We start from the raw sequence: 14,874 nt of genomic DNA, 5'->3' as shown, positions 1-14,874 counted from the left end.
AATGCGCGCATATATCTTTAAGCGACTGCTCTTGATGATTCCTACTTTATTAGGCGTACTCACTTTGACTTTTGCAGTGGTGCAGTTTGTGCCGGGTGGCCCAGTCGAGCAAATGGTTTTAGAGCTTAAAGGCAAAGGTGATGCTGCTGTTGGGGGTACGGAGTCTTCTGGCGCTGGTGCAACTTATCGTGGACGCCAAGGTATCGATGCCCAGCGCTTGGAGGAAGTAAAAGCGCTTTACGGTTTTGATAAGCCGCCCTTAGAGCGCTACTTCATGATGTTAGGGCGTTTTGCCAGATTTGATTTGGGTCAAAGCTATTACCAGCATCAAAGTGTCTGGGGCTTAGTCGTTTCAAAATTACCCGTATCCATCAGCATTGGTTTGTGGACCTTCTTTATCACCTACTTAGTTTCGATCCCATTGGGCATTGCCAAGGCAGTGCGCGATGGTTCTCGCTTTGATGCCGTTACGAGTAGCATGATATTGGTTGGCTATGCCATCCCGGGATTTGTCTTGGGAGTATTGCTTTTAGTGATCTTCGGCGGCGGTAGCTTCTTGCAAATTTTTCCTTTGCGAGGTCTTACCTCGGACAACTGGAGCGATCTCAGTTTAATCGGCAAGGTGATGGACTATCTATGGCATTTAGTGTTGCCAATCACCGCCTCAGTATTAGGTAGTTTTGCAGTCATCACGATGTTGACTAAAAATTCTTTCTTGGAAGAAATTCGCAAGCAGTATGTATTGACTGCTAGGGCCAAGGGCCTCACTGAAAAACAAGTACTGTGGAAGCATGTATTCCGTAATGCGCTCTTACCTCTAGTAACGGGCTTCCCAGCAGCATTCATCGGCGCATTTTTCACGGGCTCCTTATTAATCGAAACACTGTTCTCATTGGACGGGCTTGGTTTGCTCTCTTATGAGTCTGTGATGCGTAGAGATTACCCAGTGGTATTTGGCACCCTATATTTATTTACCCTGATTGGCTTGTTTACCAAACTGATTTCTGATCTTTGCTACGTTTACATTGATCCTCGTATTCAGTTTGGCGCTGGAGGCGGCTCATGAGTCGTTGGCAGCGCTTTAAGAACAGTCGTATCGGCTACACAAGTTTATGGATCTTCATGATCCTATTTGGCTTATCCATGTGCGCCGAACTGATTGCCAATGACAAACCTTTAGTTGTCCGTTATGAAGGACACTTCTATTTCCCAATTACAAAGAATCATGCTGAGACGGTTTTTGGTGGTGATTTCTCGACCCCGACGGATTTCTTGGATCCAGATATTCGTCAAAATATTACGAGCAATGGCAATTGGGCAATCTATCCGCCGATTCACTATAGCTACGAGACCCTCAATTACTTTTCTCAGGTGCCCAACCCTGCGCCACCTTCTTGGGAAAACTGGCTTGGCACCGATGATCGTGGGCGCGATGTTCTGGCGCGTCTCATTTACGGATTCCGCTTATCTATTTTGTTTGGTTTAGCACTCACGATAGTGGGGGTGAGTGTGGGCATTATTACGGGATCTTTGATGGGCTTCTTTGGTGGCAAGTTTGATTTGGTCTCGCAACGCCTCATTGAAATTTGGTCGGCGATGCCAGAGTTGTATCTGCTGATTATTTTTGCTTCGATCTTTAATCCCAGCATCTCCTTGTTGATCATCCTCTTGGCTGCCTTTGGATGGATGGGCTTGTCTGACTATGTGCGCGCGGAATTTTTCCGCAATCGCGCCCTGGAGTATGTGCGTGCAGCACGGGCGTTGGGACTAACGAATGTGCAAATCATGTGGCGCCATATTCTGCCAAATAGCTTGACCCCAGTGATTACTTTTTTACCGTTTCGGATGAGTGCTGCCATTTTGTCTTTGACAAGCTTGGATTTCTTGGGTCTAGGTGTGCCGCCTGGTACTCCAAGTCTTGGAGAGTTACTTTCACAAGGTAAGGGCAATTTAGATGCTTGGTGGATCTCCTTATCCACCTTTGTGGTGCTAGTGGCAACTTTACTATTGCTGACGTTCATGGGCGAGGCATTACGGGATGCATTTGACTCTCGTAAATCTGGCACGATGAGTGGAGGTCGCTCATGAGCCTGCTACGTTATGAGAATCTGTGTATTTCATTTGGGGCCGGGCGCCGCGAAAAGTTTGCGGTTAATCATCTCGATTTGGAAATTGGGATTGGTGAGCGAGTTGCGTTAGTGGGTGAATCTGGCTCCGGCAAAACACTGACTGCTTTAGCTCCCTTGCGACTCGAGCCCGAGGGCGCTAAAGTATCTGGCAAGATTTTGTGGAATAAAAAAGACGGGCAGGGCACAGTCGATTTACTCTCATTGCCCATCCAAGATATTCGTGAAATTCGTGGTCGAGAAATTGCCATGGTCTTTCAGGAGCCGATGACTGCGCTCAATCCATTATTTACAGTTGGCAATCAAATTATTGAAGCAGTCCAGATTTATCAGCCGTTAATTTCTAAGGCGGATTGCATTGATGCAGCGATTGATCTGCTTAAGAAGACTGGTATTCCCGAGCCAGAACGACGCTTTCATTCTTACCCACACCAACTCTCAGGCGGCCAGCGTCAGCGTGCCATGATTGCGATGGCCTTGGCCTGTAAACCTCGCCTCTTAATTGCCGATGAGCCGACTACTGCCCTTGATGTGAGTTTGCGTTTGCAGATTTTAGATTTACTCAAAGAACTCCAAGAAGAATCTAAAGATCAAGGTGGTATGGGTATTTTATTGATTACACATGATCTCAATTTGGTAAAACACTTTGCGCAGCGTGTCGCTGTATTAAATCAAGGCAACTTGATGGAGTCAGGCTCAACTAAACAGGTTTTCACTCAACCGAGCGATCCCTACACAAAGGCGTTAGTCAATAGTGGGCCCGTTCGTGATTTGGCTCCTGTGATGCCATTAGCTCCCGTTCTTCTAAAGACTGATGATTTATCAGTCGCCTATCCCAGTTCAGAATCGAGCTCTTGGTTTAAAAAGGCGCCACCGCACAAGGTATTGAAGAAGGTGAGCTTCTCTTTAAAGCAGGGGCAAACGATTGGCGTGATTGGTGAATCAGGATCTGGCAAGACTACCCTTGGTATGGCGGTGCTAGGTTTGTTAGGGGATTCTGCGGCAGAGGTCTCTGGCGCTGTTGATGTTCTCGGTAATGATTGGCAAAAACTAAAACCAGTAGAGCGGCGCGCGATGCGCTCAAGCTTGCAGGTAATTTTTCAAGATCCATTTGGTTCCTTGTCCCCGCGGATGAATGTAATGCAGATTGTGGCCGAGGGATTAGATGTTCACTTTCCGACACTCTCAATTGCTGAACGCGAAAATCGGGTAGTCGATATGCTCAAAGAAGTTGGCATTGACCGCTCGGCACTCACACGCTATCCACATGAGTTCTCTGGCGGACAAAGACAACGGATTGCCATTGCCAGGGCGCTCATCCTGCGCCCACAAATTTTGGTTTTAGATGAACCTACCTCAGCTTTAGATGTCTCAATCCAAAAACAAGTATTAGCCTTACTCACTGAATTGCAGAAGAAGTACAACTTGGCCTATCTGATGATTAGCCATGATTTGGCGGTGATTCGGGCAATGTCTCATGAGGTGATGGTCCTTAAAGGCGGCAAGGTGGTGGAGTTTGGAGATACCGAAACCTTGATTAAGAATCCTCGCCAGGTCTATACCAAGGAGCTTTTTGCTGATGCTGAGTTGACTTAAGGCGGCGACAAAATTGCCTTTGAATGGGCTAAATTGGTGCATTTGCCCCAATTTAAGGCTAAATTAGCTTTATAAACAAAGACTTAAGACTACAGTCTAGACTTGGCTAATTAAATGTTCTTTGTTAAACTGAATTGATGTCACTGAAAAAAGCACTACTTTTAAAGTCTCTTGGCCTTGCCATGGGATTTGTGTTTTGTGTATCGACCTATGCAGTCGATGCGCCTAGTGTCGCCGCTGCAGAAGCAGTGGTCCCTAAAGAAAGTATGTTTCAAGCTGGACGCTCTTATCTCTATCGGGTATCTGATCGCTTGGTTGATAGCGTCTCTGGAAAATCAGAAGAGCTGATTGATCGCGCTATGGAAGTGATTGGCGTGCGTTATCGCTCGGATACTGAGTTGCCTCAGTCTGGCTTAGACGGCAGTAGTTTTGTTGGCTACGTCTTCAAAGACAAGCTTGGATTTTTGCTGCCACGCAAATCAACACAGATGAGTCGCGTTGGTAAACCCATTAATCGTGATGAGTTGCAACCAGGTGACCTCGTATTTTTTAATACGATGCGTTTAACTTTTTCCCACGTTGGTATTTACGTTGGTGACAATAAATTTATTCACTCTCCATCCAAGGGCACCACTGTTCGTGTCGATGATCTTGGAAGTCTGTATTGGGATAAGCGTTTTGATGGTGCACGCCGCTTAGATGGTAGCGACAGTCTGAATGACTCAGAGCGTCAAGAGCTTCTCAATGAAGTTAAAAAACTGAAGCGTAAGTCACGCAGTTTATAGCTCTAAGCCGCTTATACAAGCGTATGTTCTTCAAGCCACTGCTTTAGGGCGAAATCAATCTTTGATTGCCAGCCTGCTCCAGTAGCTTTGAACGATTGAATTACCTCGCTAGACAAACGAATCGTCGTTGAAATTTTTGTTGGCGCCACTTGCGATCCTCTAGTCTTGCGCGACGCAATTTTTTGCTGTAAGGACTTTGGAAGGGAGTTGATTTTCTTGGAGGCCTTTAATTCAGCCGCCGTCCATTCAAAATCTTCCATATCTTTCTTAATTTTTTTGTTCATAATTTGTTACCTCTCGTTTATTGGCTTTTCTAAAGCTAATTACTCGAATACCATTTTTCGTTTCTGTAAAAACTAAGGCATACAACCTGTTTCCAAGATACCCAATCGCGCATCGACGGATCTCTCCATAATCTTTTCTCTTGTCGATCGCGTAATTGGCGGTTTCAAAATCAAAATTAACCACCTCCTCAAAGGAGAGATTGCGGTTGTTGATGTTGTATAGGTTTTTTGATCGGTCATAAGTAATTTCCATATATCTAATTGTAACTACAATTAGATATATGGAAATATACCATGCCTATGAAAAGGGCATCTGATTTAAGGGGGTTTAGCCCTTTAGCTTTTCCTTAATTAAAGCCATTTGTTCCTGTGCCGCAGATTCTCCTGCAAGGATCGCTGCATTTCTGGATTTGAAATCGCCACTACTCATTTGCTTAAGTTGTGGGGTGATGACAATATCAGCGCTCTTAAGTTCGAACTGATTAATACTGCTTTGCATAATTGCAATGGTGTGTTGAAGGATTCCAAACGTACCGCTGGCATCTTGATGGGCTGGCTCAGAAGAAATATTGACTGCAATCACAATGGTCGCCCCCATTTGTCTTGCATAACTCACTGGCACCGGCGCTACTAATCCACCATCCACATATTCTTTATTGCCAATGACTGTGGGCTGAAAAACACCTGGTACGCTGCATGATGCGCGCACTGCCTGGCCGGTATTGCCAGTTCTAAATAAGACACCTTTGCCTGATTGCAATTCAGTTGCCACAATTCCCAAGGGGATACGCATTTGCTCAATAGTTTTATTTTGGACTTCTCGGTTCACCATGTTTTGCAGGGCATCCCCTTTAATTAGGCCGCCAAAACGGCCCACAAATGGCAGACCCCAGTCGGCAATCGTAGCTTCATCTAAATTGAGGGCAAGGCGATTGAGCTCATTACCCGTAGCGCCAGAGGCAAGTAGGGCGGCAATCACGCTGCCAGCGCTACTGCCAACAACGATGTCAGGTCGAATGCCTTGGGCTTCTAGTGCCTTAATCACGCCTACATGGGCAAAACCTCTGGCTGCTCCTGCACCAAGTGCCAAGCCAATCACCGGTTTTTTGCTCCCAATCAAGCTGCATGAGGAGAGGCCTGCTGCCCCAAGAAGGGTCCCAATACCAATGCCCAGCCCTAGGAGGCGACGGCGTTCTGGGGAGTTCGGCGCCACAAATGACTGAATCTGGGGTTTTGATGAAATATTGTGCATATGGCTATTGTATTGAGCCTACCTTATAATGGGTACACGGTGAACGAAAAGGACTTCGTTTCGGCGCGAACCAATCCCCAACTAGAATCTAAGAGATGGATTGTTCGTAGTAGCTAGAGAACACCCCAAACCCATTACTGAAATACATTTTTTAAAGCCTCATCAGGACATTCCTGATAGCCCAATTTTTATGGACGATCACAACAAGCGCGTTATTGAAACAGCCCTCCTATGCGCACAGGAACCACTCAGCGTTGCTGATTTGTCTCGCTTATTTGTAGAAGACATCACTACTGCAGATATTAATGAAGCCTTAACCGAACTTCAGGGTGCCTGGGATGACAAAGGAATGGAGCTGGTGCATATTGCGACTGGCTGGCGTTTCCAGAGTCGTTTATCGATGCGCGAGTATTTAGATCGTTTAACCCCGGAGAAGCCGCCAAAGTATTCTCGTGCAGTGATGGAGACCTTAGCCATTATTGCTTACCGTCAGCCTGTGACGCGCGGCGAGATTGAAGAAATTCGTGGTGTTGCTGTCAGCACCAATGTGATGAAGCAATTAGAGGATCGTGGTTGGGTAGAGATGATTGGCCATAAAGAGACGATCGGCCGCCCGGGTTTATATGCCACCACCAAGCAATTTTTAGATGACCTCAGTGTGACAAACTTGCAAAGCTTGCCAATGCTAGAAGATGCAGCGCCAATGGCAGCAGCAGAGCAATTGGGCCAAGCCATTATCGAATTTGATCCAGATGCCACAGTAGAAACTGTGATCATCAATGAAGCAGTAGAAGAAGTTACTCCTGAGTCTGAAGAACCATCAGACGAAACAAAACAATAATTAATGACAAGCTCTAACGAAAACGATTCATCCCCGGTAGTAAATTCATCGGCAGTTCCATCAAGTTCTGACGCGGAGCCATCTAATGAGGGTGGCAATAAAGCAGAAGGTCGCGAGGGTACAGAGCGTGGGCCGCGGCATCCACGTCGTGCCGGAACAGGGAAGCATCCATTTAATAAGAAGCGCCCATTCAATAAAGATCGGCCGCGCCGCGAGGGTGGTGAAGGCAGCGGTCCACGTGAGGGCGGCAACAATCAAGGCAATCAATCTGCCAAATTAGCACCCAATTCAGCAGAAAGTGAAGCTTTATTTGCCTCGGTTGTTTCTGGTGAATTTGATGCTGCTCTAGATGCCCCCGAGGCATTAGATGTGAAAAATCCTGATGGCTTTAATGAGAATGAGGTTTCTCATCAGACAGGTGCAGAGCGTCGCGTTCAGCGTGCACAGGGCTTGCGTGAAGATGAGGATCCTGATGCGCCGACTGAAGAAGAAGTGAGCAGCTTGCAATTTGCGAATGTTGATGATTTACCACTGAGTATGCGCGATGAAGTTTGGTCAGATCTCGATGGTTTGGATGATGATGCTGACGATGAAGATACCGTCAAACTTCATAAAGTATTAGCTGACGCTGGCATGGGTTCTCGCCGCGATATGGAGGACTTGATTATTCAGGGTCGCGTATCGGTTAATGCATTGCCTGCGCATATCGGTCAGCGTATTGGTCCAACTGATCAAGTGCGTATTAATGGCAAACCATTACATCGTAAGATTCAGACTAAGCCGCCACGCGTCATCATGTATCACAAGCCTGCCGGTGAGATCGTTAGCCAATCCGATCCTGAAGGTCGCCCAACTGTATTTGATCGTTTGCCAAAGCCGCGCCAAGGGCGTTGGATCGCAGTAGGTCGCCTGGACTTTAATACTGAAGGTCTTTTGTTATTTACTACCTCTGGTGAGTTAGCTAATCGCTTAATGCACCCGCGTTATGGTGTTGAGCGTGAATATGCTGTGCGTATCTTGGGTGAGTTGAGTCAAGAAAATACAGCGCAATTAAAGAGTGGCATTACTCTCGACGATGGCCAAGCTAAATTCTTGCGCCTAGCAATGGGCGGTGGTGAAGGCGCGAATCGTTGGTATCACGTTGCTTTGAGTGAAGGCCGCAATCGCGAAGTACGTCGTATGTTTGAAGCGGTTGGTCATACGGTATCTCGCTTAATCCGAACCCGTTATGGGATTTTCTTATTGCCTCCACGCTTAAGGCGTGGGAAATGGGAAGAGATTGAGGCTGGTGGCATCTATAACTTGATGAAGTCTGCAGGCTTAAAAATGCCACAGCCGCAAGATAAGGGCCGCAATCCAAATCCAAACGGCCAAAGTCGTAATCCTGCCGGCGCAGATTTCCAGCCTGATCCAATGCAAACCTCAGTTTCTTACTGGGGCTCACGTGATGCCTTAACCCTAGCTAGTGGTCACAATGGGATGACTCATCAGGGCAGAAATAACAATCCAGGTGGTGGTTCAGGTGAAGGCCGAGGCCCATTCCGGGGGCGCACCCAAGGTGGCAGACCTGGTCAAGGTGGCGGACAGGGCGGCCAGGGTCAAGGCCAAGGTCAAAACCGCAATAAGGGCAAAAAAGTACATCATGGCCAGTCTGCTTTTGTGACAGCCAGCCCCCAAAGCCCTGGAAATGGGCCTAAACGGGGCGCTCCAAAAGGGCGAAAACCTTTCAATAAAGGCCCTAGAAAACCCCGTAATCCTGGCGAAAGCTTCTGATTTCTAACAGTTTTCCCTAAAAATCAGCTATAATTTTGGACTGACAGCAGGATTCTGCTGTTTTTAGTTGTTACCGACTGATGTTGCGATCAACGTAAGTCGGCCTGTTCTGAATTTCGAGAATATGGGCTTCAAAGCCCATTTTTTTTTGCCATTTTGGTATGAAGGATAGTCGTGAAGGATCAGCAGGTTATTTCTGCAGAGCTGGAAAACTTAGGTTACACCTTGGTTGATATCGAGCGTGAAGCCGGCGGTTTGCTACGCGTCACGATTGAAAATCCTGATTACGAGCGTTTGATTAATGTCCTCGATTGCGAGAAGGTAAGTCATCAGCTGAGCTACACATTGCCAGTTGAGAACATTCCTTACGAGCGTTTGGAGATTTCTTCACCGGGCCTAGATCGCCCTGTGAAGAGTGCGGCAGATTTTGAGCGCTTTGCTGGAATGGAAGTGGATTTGAAGTTGCGTGTTGCCACTGGCGGCCGTAAGAATTTTCGTGGTGTGTTGCAAGGTTTGCTGACTGGTGAGTTGAATTCGCCTGACGCAAAGTTTGGTTTGGTATTTGAGGGTGCTGATGGTCAGCCCTCTCAATTGGAGTTCTCTTTAGCCGAGGTCGATAAGACTCGGTTGGTCCCTGTTATTGATTTCAAAGGAAGAAAGTCATGAGCCGAGAAGTTCTCATGTTGGCAGACGCCCTAGCGCGTGAAAAGAACGTTGATCAAGCGATTGTGTTTGAGGCGCTCGAAATGGCGTTGGCATCAGCCACTAAGAAACGTTATCCCAACGAAGATGTGGATATTCGTGTATCGATTGACCGTGAGTCAGGCGAATACGAAACCTTCCGTCGCTGGTTGGTGGTGCCCAATGAGGCTGGTCTACAAGAGCCTGATAAAGAGATTCTGCAATTTGAAGCCCAAGAGCAACTTGCTGATATGGAAGTTGGCGACTACATCGAAGAGCAAATCGAATCTTTAGCCTTTGGCCGTATTGGCGCGCAAGCTGCGAAGCAGGTCATCTTGCAACGCATTCGTGATGCTGAGCGTGAGCAAATTTTGAATGACTATCTTGAGCGTGGCGAAAAAGTCATGACCGGTACCGTTAAACGTGCTGACAAGAATGGTTTGATTATTGAATCTGGCCGTGTTGAGGCTTTATTGCGTCGCGACCAAATGATCCCAAAAGAGAATTTACGTTCAGGCGACCGTGTGCGTGCCTATATCCTGAAGGTAGATCGTGAAGCACGTGGTCCACAAATTGAATTGTCCCGTACTTGCCCTGATTTCTTGATCAAATTATTTGAGAATGAAGTTCCCGAGATGGAGCAGGGATTATTAGAGATTAAGGGTGCAGCTCGTGATCCTGGTATTCGTGCCAAGATTGCCGTTGTTACTTACGACAAGCGTATCGATCCAATTGGTACTTGCGTTGGTGTTCGTGGCACTCGCGTTACTGCAGTCCGTAACGAGGTTGCTGGCGAAGCAGTCGATATCGTATTGTGGTCTGAAGATCCGGCGCAGTTTGTGATTGGTGCATTGGCTCCAGCACAAGTTTCTTCAATCGTGGTTGACGAAGAGCGTCATGCGATGGATGTTGTAGTTGATGAAGAAAACCTAGCAATCGCGATTGGCCGTAGCGGACAGAACGTTCGTTTAGCGAGCGATTTGACTGGTTGGCAAATCAACATCATGACTCCAGAAGAGTCTGCTGAGAAAACAGAAAAAGAAGCTTCTTCTGTACGTCAGTTGTTCATGGATAAGTTAGACGTTGATCAAGAAGTGGCTGATATTCTGATTGAAGAGGGTTTCAACACCTTGGAAGAAGTGGCCTATGTACCGCTTTCTGAAATGTTAGAGATCGATTCATTTGATGAAGACACTGTGAATGAGTTGCGTACTCGTGCTCGTGATTCCTTGTTGACGATGGAGTTGGCAAAAGAAGAGCGTATTGGTGAAGTTTCCCAAGATTTGCGTTCCTTAGAGGGAATGACAACGGAGTTGATTGCTAAGCTTGCTGACAATCAAGTTCATACCCGTGACGACCTTGCTGAACTAGCTGTTGATGAGCTAGTTGAGGCGACACAAATTGACGAAGAAACTGCGAAAACGCTCATCATGAAAGCGCGCGAACATTGGTTTACTTCATGAGAGGAAGTAGTGCATGGCAACAACAGTAAAAGTACTCGCTAAGGAGCTGAAACGAACTGCGGCTGACCTCTTGGAGCAATTAAAGGCGGCTGGCATCGAAAAAGGTTCCGAGGACGAGAGCATTACCGAAAAGGACAAAACTGTTCTGCTTGAGCATTTGCAAAAGGCACACGGCAGTGCTAATGCTGGCGCCCGTAAAAAGATTACTTTAATCAAGCGCGAGAATACTGAGATTCGTCAGGCGGACTCCGCTGGACGTACCCGTACCGTTCAGGTTGAGGTGCGTAAAAAGCGCGTGTTGGTCAAGGCTGGAGATAAAGCCCCAGCAGCTGAAGAACCCGAAGCCAAGCCAGCTAAAGCTGCCACAGCAGTTAAAGCAACTCTTCCTGCTGAAGAGTTAGAAAAACGCGCTGCAGAAGCAACTCGTCAAGCTGAGTTATTGGCTCGTCAAGAAGCAGAAATGAAGGCGGCAGAAGAGACTCGTCAAAAAGAGGCTGCAAAGTCGCAAGTTGAGAGTGGTCAAGATGCGCCTGCAGTAGCGGCTGAGAAAAAAGCCAAGACTGAAAAGGCGGCTAAAGATTTAGCTGCAAGCAAAGAAAAAGAGTTGGCTGAGATTCGTGTTCGTCGTGCCGCTGCTGAAGCTGAAGCTTTAGCGATTCGCGACATGATGAGTGCGCCAGCTCGCGTTCTCAAAGCACCAAGTGAAGTCGCTGCTGAGGAAGCGAAAAAAGGAACGCTACATAAGCCAGCTAAAGTAGAAGGTGCCGAGGATAAGAAAAAATCTCCAGCTAAGGTTGGCGGTAAAACAATCAAGTCTTCAGAGACATCCTCTACTTGGCAAGAAGAAGGCGCGAAGAAACCTGGTGGCCTCAAAACGCGAGGCGATACATCTGGCGGTGTTGGTGGTTGGCGCTCTGGCGGTGGCCGTAGAAAGCAACGTCAAATTGCAGAGGCTAACGTAGATACCAATTTCCAAGTACCTACAGAAAAAGTAGTGCATGACGTGCAGGTTCCAGAAACCATTACTGTGGCTGAGTTAGCACATGCAATGGCGGTCAAGAGTGCTGAAGTCATTAAGCTTCTGATGGGTATGGGCCAAATGGTCACGATTAACCAGGTGCTTGATCAAGACACGGCGATGATCATCGTTGAAGAGATGGGTCATAAAGCCCATGCAGCGAAATTGGATGATCCCGATTTAGATCTTGGTATTGCTGGGCATGATGCAGAATTATTGCCGCGTCCTCCAGTGGTGACAGTCATGGGTCACGTTGACCACGGTAAAACTTCTTTGCTCGATAAGATTCGTGCAGCAAAAGTAGCTACTGGTGAGGCTGGTGGTATTACTCAGCATATCGGTGCATATCACGTAGAAACACCACGTGGCATGATTACCTTCTTAGATACCCCAGGTCACGAAGCCTTTACGGCCATGCGTGCTCGTGGTGCCAAGGCAACGGATATCGTAATCTTGGTAGTGGCTGCTGATGATGGTGTGATGCCACAAACTAAGGAAGCGATTCACCATGCAGTAGCAGGTGGCGTGCCGATTGTTGTTGCTATCAACAAAATTGATAAGCCAGAAGCCAATTCTGAGCGAGTGAAGACCGAGTTAGTAGCAGAGCAAGTCGTTCCTGAGGAATATGGTGGTGATGTGCCATTTATTCCGGTATCTGCAAAGACCGGTGAAGGTATTGATGCATTGCTAGAGAACGTTCTTTTGCAAGCTGAAATTTTAGAACTCAAGGCTGCCAAAGCAGCGCCTGCTCAAGGTCTCGTGATTGAAGCGCGCCTGGATAAAGGTAAGGGTCCAGTTGCAACTATTTTGGTTCAGTCTGGAACGCTTAAGCGTGGCGATATGTTGTTGGCTGGATCTACCTTTGGTCGCGTTCGCGCCATGATGGATGAAAATGGTAAGCCTTGTAATGAGGCTGGCCCATCGATTCCAGTAGAAATCCAAGGTTTGGCAGAGGTCCCTGCTGCGGGTGAGTCGGTGCAAGTGGTTCCTGATGAGCGTAAGGCTCGTGAGATTGCACTCTTCCGTCAAGGTAAGTTCCGCGATGTGAAGTTAGCGAAGCAACAAGCATTCAAGCTCGAAACCATGATGGAAAATATGGAAGAGGGCGCCATTGAGGCCAAGTTATTGCCATTAATCATCAAAGCAGACGTACAAGGTTCGCAAGAAGCCCTTTCTCAGTCCTTAATGAAGCTCTCTACCCCAGAGGTGAAGGTGCAAATCGTTCACGCAGCGGTGGGTGGCATTACTGAAACTGACGTTAACTTGGCAGTTGCTTCTAAAGCAGTGATCATTGGCTTTAACTCTCGTGCAGATGCAGCGGCCCGTAAGTTGGCTGAGAACAATGGTGTTGATATTCGTTATCACAACATTATTTATGACGCTGTTGATGAGGTAAAACTAGCTCTGAGCGGTATGTTGACTCCAGATAAGAAAGAAGAGATCACGGGTCTAGTTGAGATTCGTCAAGTCTTCTTGGTATCTAAAGTGGGTGCGATTGCAGGTTGCTTGGTAGTCGACGGCATTGTTAAACGGACTTCAAGCGTGCGCTTACTGCGTGATAACGTGGTTGTCTGGACAGGTGAGCTCGACTCACTCAAGCGCTTTAAAGATGATGCTAAGGAAGTTCGTGCCGGTGTTGAATGTGGTCTGTCATTAAAAGGCTACAACGACATCAAAGAAGGCGATCAACTTGAAGTATTTGAAGTTACCGAAATAGCTCGTTCGCTCTAAGTTATCAGCTAATGCAAAAGTCTAGTCCGCATCGTAACCAGCGTCTCGCCGATCAAATTCAGCGAGACCTGGCCGAGCTCATTCCACGTGAATTACGGGGTCCGAGCTTAGGCCTCATTACCTTACAAAGTATTGAGCTGACACCGGACCTAGCGCATGCCAAAGTGTTTTTCACAGTACTGGGCGCTGAGCCTGAGCATGTACTAAAGGCGCTCCAGGAAAAAGCTGGTTACTTACATTCTTTATTGTTTAAGCGTTTGCATATTCATACCGTCCCAACTTTGCACTTTCACTATGACAGCTCAGTTGAGCATGGTATAGAGATGTCTCGATTGATCGATCAAGCAGTGGACAGTGATCGCAAAGACAAAGCGCAATAATTTCATGGCTATTCGGATCGACGGCGTAGTGTTGCTAGATAAACCTGCAGGAATGAGTTCCCAAGGCGCGGTTACTGCAGTCAAGCGCGCATTCAATGCTGATAAAGCTGGCCACACAGGTACTTTAGACCCGATGGCAACGGGCCTTTTACCTATTTGCTTGGGTGAGGCGACTAAATACTCTCAAGATTTATTGAAGGCAGATAAAACATACGTAGCTAAAGTGAAATTTGGATCGCGTACCGATACGGGTGATGCTGAAGGCCTCACTATTGAAGAGTTACCCTTACCAGTCTTTACGGGTGAAGCAGGCATCAGAAAAGTTCTCGATGCCTTACTTCCAAAATTTACTGGGCTGATTTCTCAAGTGCCACCTATGTACTCCGCACTCAAGCGCGATGGCAAACCTTTATATGAATATGCGCGTGCCGGTGTTGAATTAGAGCGTACTGCCCGCGATATCACGATTCATCACATTCGTTGGACTGAAATTGCATGGCCGGTAGCAACTTTAGAAGTCTCTTGCAGCAAGGGTACCTACATTCGAGTATTGGCTGAAGACATTGGTAATGCCTTAGGTTGCGGCGCTCATTTAGTTGGCCTGCGCCGTACTGAAGTAGGGCACTTAAATCTGGAGCAGTCATTTACGATCGAATCTATTCAGAGCGGTTTGCAAAATAGCTCCAATTACATCTTGCCAGTAGATGCATTACTGCAAACCTTGCCACACTTAACTGTGGATGAGCAACAGGCTAAGCGCTTAGAGATGGGTCAGCGTGTACCCCTGAACCTGCCATCGATTGAAGCTTTAGTACGTATTTATCGTGCTACTGCGGCACCCCATAACTTTATTGGGACTGCTGATTGGCGCTCCGGGGTATTACATCCCAAGCGTTTGATTTCGCAGGGTCATTAAACCAAATTGACTTATTTAATCAATATCC

At 47.1% G+C, this 14,874-nt stretch carries 14 protein-coding genes; 11 read left to right on the top strand and 3 right to left on the bottom strand.

The window, feature by feature from the left end:
- Position 1 precedes the first annotated feature (1 nt).
- The 4 genes from CBI31_RS03295 to CBI31_RS03280 all read left to right on the top strand — a co-directional run bounded on the left by CBI31_RS03295 (position 2) and on the right by CBI31_RS03280 (position 4,507).
- Entirely contained in the window at positions 2-1,066 is a 1,065-nt protein-coding gene (locus CBI31_RS03295) for a microcin C ABC transporter permease YejB (protein ID WP_206075448.1), read from the top strand.
- Positions 1,063-2,088 carry an ABC transporter permease gene (locus CBI31_RS03290; RefSeq protein WP_088525014.1) on the top strand — a complete coding sequence of 342 codons (1,026 nt, stop codon included), beginning with the start codon at positions 1,063-1,065 and terminating at the stop codon, positions 2,086-2,088. Before CBI31_RS03295 ends, CBI31_RS03290 begins: the two co-directional genes overlap by 4 nt.
- Positions 2,085-3,722, top strand: coding sequence for an ABC transporter ATP-binding protein (locus tag CBI31_RS03285; RefSeq protein ID WP_088525013.1), 1,638 nt, complete (start codon positions 2,085-2,087; stop codon positions 3,720-3,722). The genes CBI31_RS03290 and CBI31_RS03285 overlap by 4 nt, the downstream gene beginning before the upstream one ends.
- Positions 3,723-3,859: 137 nt before the next feature.
- The gene (locus CBI31_RS03280) at positions 3,860-4,507 is read left to right on the top strand and encodes a C40 family peptidase (protein ID WP_088525012.1); all 648 of its coding nucleotides are present in this window, start codon (positions 3,860-3,862) and stop codon (positions 4,505-4,507) included.
- An 11-nt stretch (positions 4,508-4,518) separates the two neighbouring features.
- On the opposite strand, the gene CBI31_RS03275 is transcribed toward CBI31_RS03280, so the two are convergent.
- The 3 genes from CBI31_RS03275 to CBI31_RS03265 all read right to left on the bottom strand — a co-directional run bounded on the left by CBI31_RS03275 (position 4,519) and on the right by CBI31_RS03265 (position 6,043).
- Positions 4,519-4,791, bottom strand: coding sequence for a BrnA antitoxin family protein (locus CBI31_RS03275; protein ID WP_088525011.1), 273 nt, complete (start codon positions 4,789-4,791; stop codon positions 4,519-4,521).
- Positions 4,775-5,044, bottom strand: coding sequence for a BrnT family toxin (locus tag CBI31_RS03270; protein ID WP_088525010.1), 270 nt, complete (start codon positions 5,042-5,044; stop codon positions 4,775-4,777). Before CBI31_RS03270 ends, CBI31_RS03275 begins: the two co-directional genes overlap by 17 nt.
- Before the next feature lie 75 nt (positions 5,045-5,119).
- Entirely contained in the window at positions 5,120-6,043 is a 924-nt protein-coding gene (locus tag CBI31_RS03265; RefSeq protein WP_088525009.1) for a patatin-like phospholipase family protein, read from the bottom strand.
- 190 nt (positions 6,044-6,233) lie between these two features.
- Between CBI31_RS03265 and scpB the strand changes: the two genes are divergently transcribed.
- The 7 genes from scpB to truB all read left to right on the top strand — a co-directional run bounded on the left by scpB (position 6,234) and on the right by truB (position 14,846).
- Positions 6,234-6,884: an SMC-Scp complex subunit ScpB gene (gene scpB, locus CBI31_RS03260; protein ID WP_088525008.1), complete on the top strand. Its 651-nt coding sequence runs from the start codon at positions 6,234-6,236 to the stop codon at positions 6,882-6,884.
- Positions 6,885-6,887: 3 nt separating this feature from the next.
- Positions 6,888-8,657 carry a pseudouridine synthase gene (locus CBI31_RS03255; RefSeq protein ID WP_088525007.1) on the top strand — a complete coding sequence of 590 codons (1,770 nt, stop codon included), beginning with the start codon at positions 6,888-6,890 and terminating at the stop codon, positions 8,655-8,657.
- Positions 8,658-8,831: 174 nt separating this feature from the next.
- Positions 8,832-9,323 carry a ribosome maturation factor RimP gene (gene rimP, locus CBI31_RS03250; RefSeq protein ID WP_088525006.1) on the top strand — a complete coding sequence of 164 codons (492 nt, stop codon included), beginning with the start codon at positions 8,832-8,834 and terminating at the stop codon, positions 9,321-9,323.
- Positions 9,320-10,801 (top strand): transcription termination factor NusA, encoded by a 1,482-nt coding sequence (gene nusA, locus CBI31_RS03245; RefSeq protein WP_087910206.1) that lies wholly within the window; start codon positions 9,320-9,322, stop codon positions 10,799-10,801. Before rimP ends, nusA begins: the two co-directional genes overlap by 4 nt.
- 13 nt (positions 10,802-10,814) lie before the next feature.
- Positions 10,815-13,550, top strand: coding sequence for a translation initiation factor IF-2 (infB, locus tag CBI31_RS03240; protein ID WP_088525005.1), 2,736 nt, complete (start codon positions 10,815-10,817; stop codon positions 13,548-13,550).
- 11 nt (positions 13,551-13,561) lie between these two features.
- Positions 13,562-13,930, top strand: a complete 369-nt coding sequence (gene rbfA, locus CBI31_RS03235; protein ID WP_088525004.1) for a 30S ribosome-binding factor RbfA — start codon at positions 13,562-13,564, stop codon at positions 13,928-13,930.
- Between the two features lie 4 nt (positions 13,931-13,934).
- A complete protein-coding gene (truB, locus tag CBI31_RS03230) occupies positions 13,935-14,846 on the top strand; it encodes a tRNA pseudouridine(55) synthase TruB (RefSeq protein WP_088525003.1) in 912 nt (303 codons plus the stop codon).
- Positions 14,847-14,874: the final 28 nt, after the last annotated feature.

The organism is Polynucleobacter campilacus (assembly GCF_002206625.1).
In the GTDB taxonomy this organism is placed as follows: Bacteria; Pseudomonadota; Gammaproteobacteria; order Burkholderiales; family Burkholderiaceae; genus Polynucleobacter; species Polynucleobacter campilacus.
Note: the sequence above shows the minus strand (reverse complement) of the source record. Positions and strands in the feature narration are given on the sequence as shown.

Excerpts from the sequence above, each read along its gene's own strand:
- CBI31_RS03290 (WP_088525014.1), top strand. The coding sequence starts at position 1,063 with ATGAGTCGTTGGCAGCGCTTTAAGAACAGTCGTATCGGCTACACAAGT.
- scpB (WP_088525008.1), top strand. The coding sequence starts at position 6,234 with ATGGACGATCACAACAAGCGCGTTATTGAAACAGCCCTCCTATGCGCA.
- CBI31_RS03280 (WP_088525012.1), top strand. The coding sequence starts at position 3,860 with ATGTCACTGAAAAAAGCACTACTTTTAAAGTCTCTTGGCCTTGCCATG.
- rbfA (WP_088525004.1), top strand. The coding sequence starts at position 13,562 with ATGCAAAAGTCTAGTCCGCATCGTAACCAGCGTCTCGCCGATCAAATT.
- CBI31_RS03270 (WP_088525010.1), bottom strand. The coding sequence starts at position 5,044 with ATGGAAATTACTTATGACCGATCAAAAAACCTATACAACATCAACAAC.
- truB (WP_088525003.1), top strand. The coding sequence starts at position 13,935 with ATGGCTATTCGGATCGACGGCGTAGTGTTGCTAGATAAACCTGCAGGA.
- infB (WP_088525005.1), top strand. The coding sequence starts at position 10,815 with ATGGCAACAACAGTAAAAGTACTCGCTAAGGAGCTGAAACGAACTGCG.
- CBI31_RS03255 (WP_088525007.1), top strand. The coding sequence starts at position 6,888 with ATGACAAGCTCTAACGAAAACGATTCATCCCCGGTAGTAAATTCATCG.
- CBI31_RS03275 (WP_088525011.1), bottom strand. The coding sequence starts at position 4,791 with ATGAACAAAAAAATTAAGAAAGATATGGAAGATTTTGAATGGACGGCG.
- CBI31_RS03295 (WP_206075448.1), top strand. The coding sequence starts at position 2 with ATGCGCGCATATATCTTTAAGCGACTGCTCTTGATGATTCCTACTTTA.
- nusA (WP_087910206.1), top strand. The coding sequence starts at position 9,320 with ATGAGCCGAGAAGTTCTCATGTTGGCAGACGCCCTAGCGCGTGAAAAG.
- CBI31_RS03285 (WP_088525013.1), top strand. The coding sequence starts at position 2,085 with ATGAGCCTGCTACGTTATGAGAATCTGTGTATTTCATTTGGGGCCGGG.
- CBI31_RS03265 (WP_088525009.1), bottom strand. The coding sequence starts at position 6,043 with ATGCACAATATTTCATCAAAACCCCAGATTCAGTCATTTGTGGCGCCG.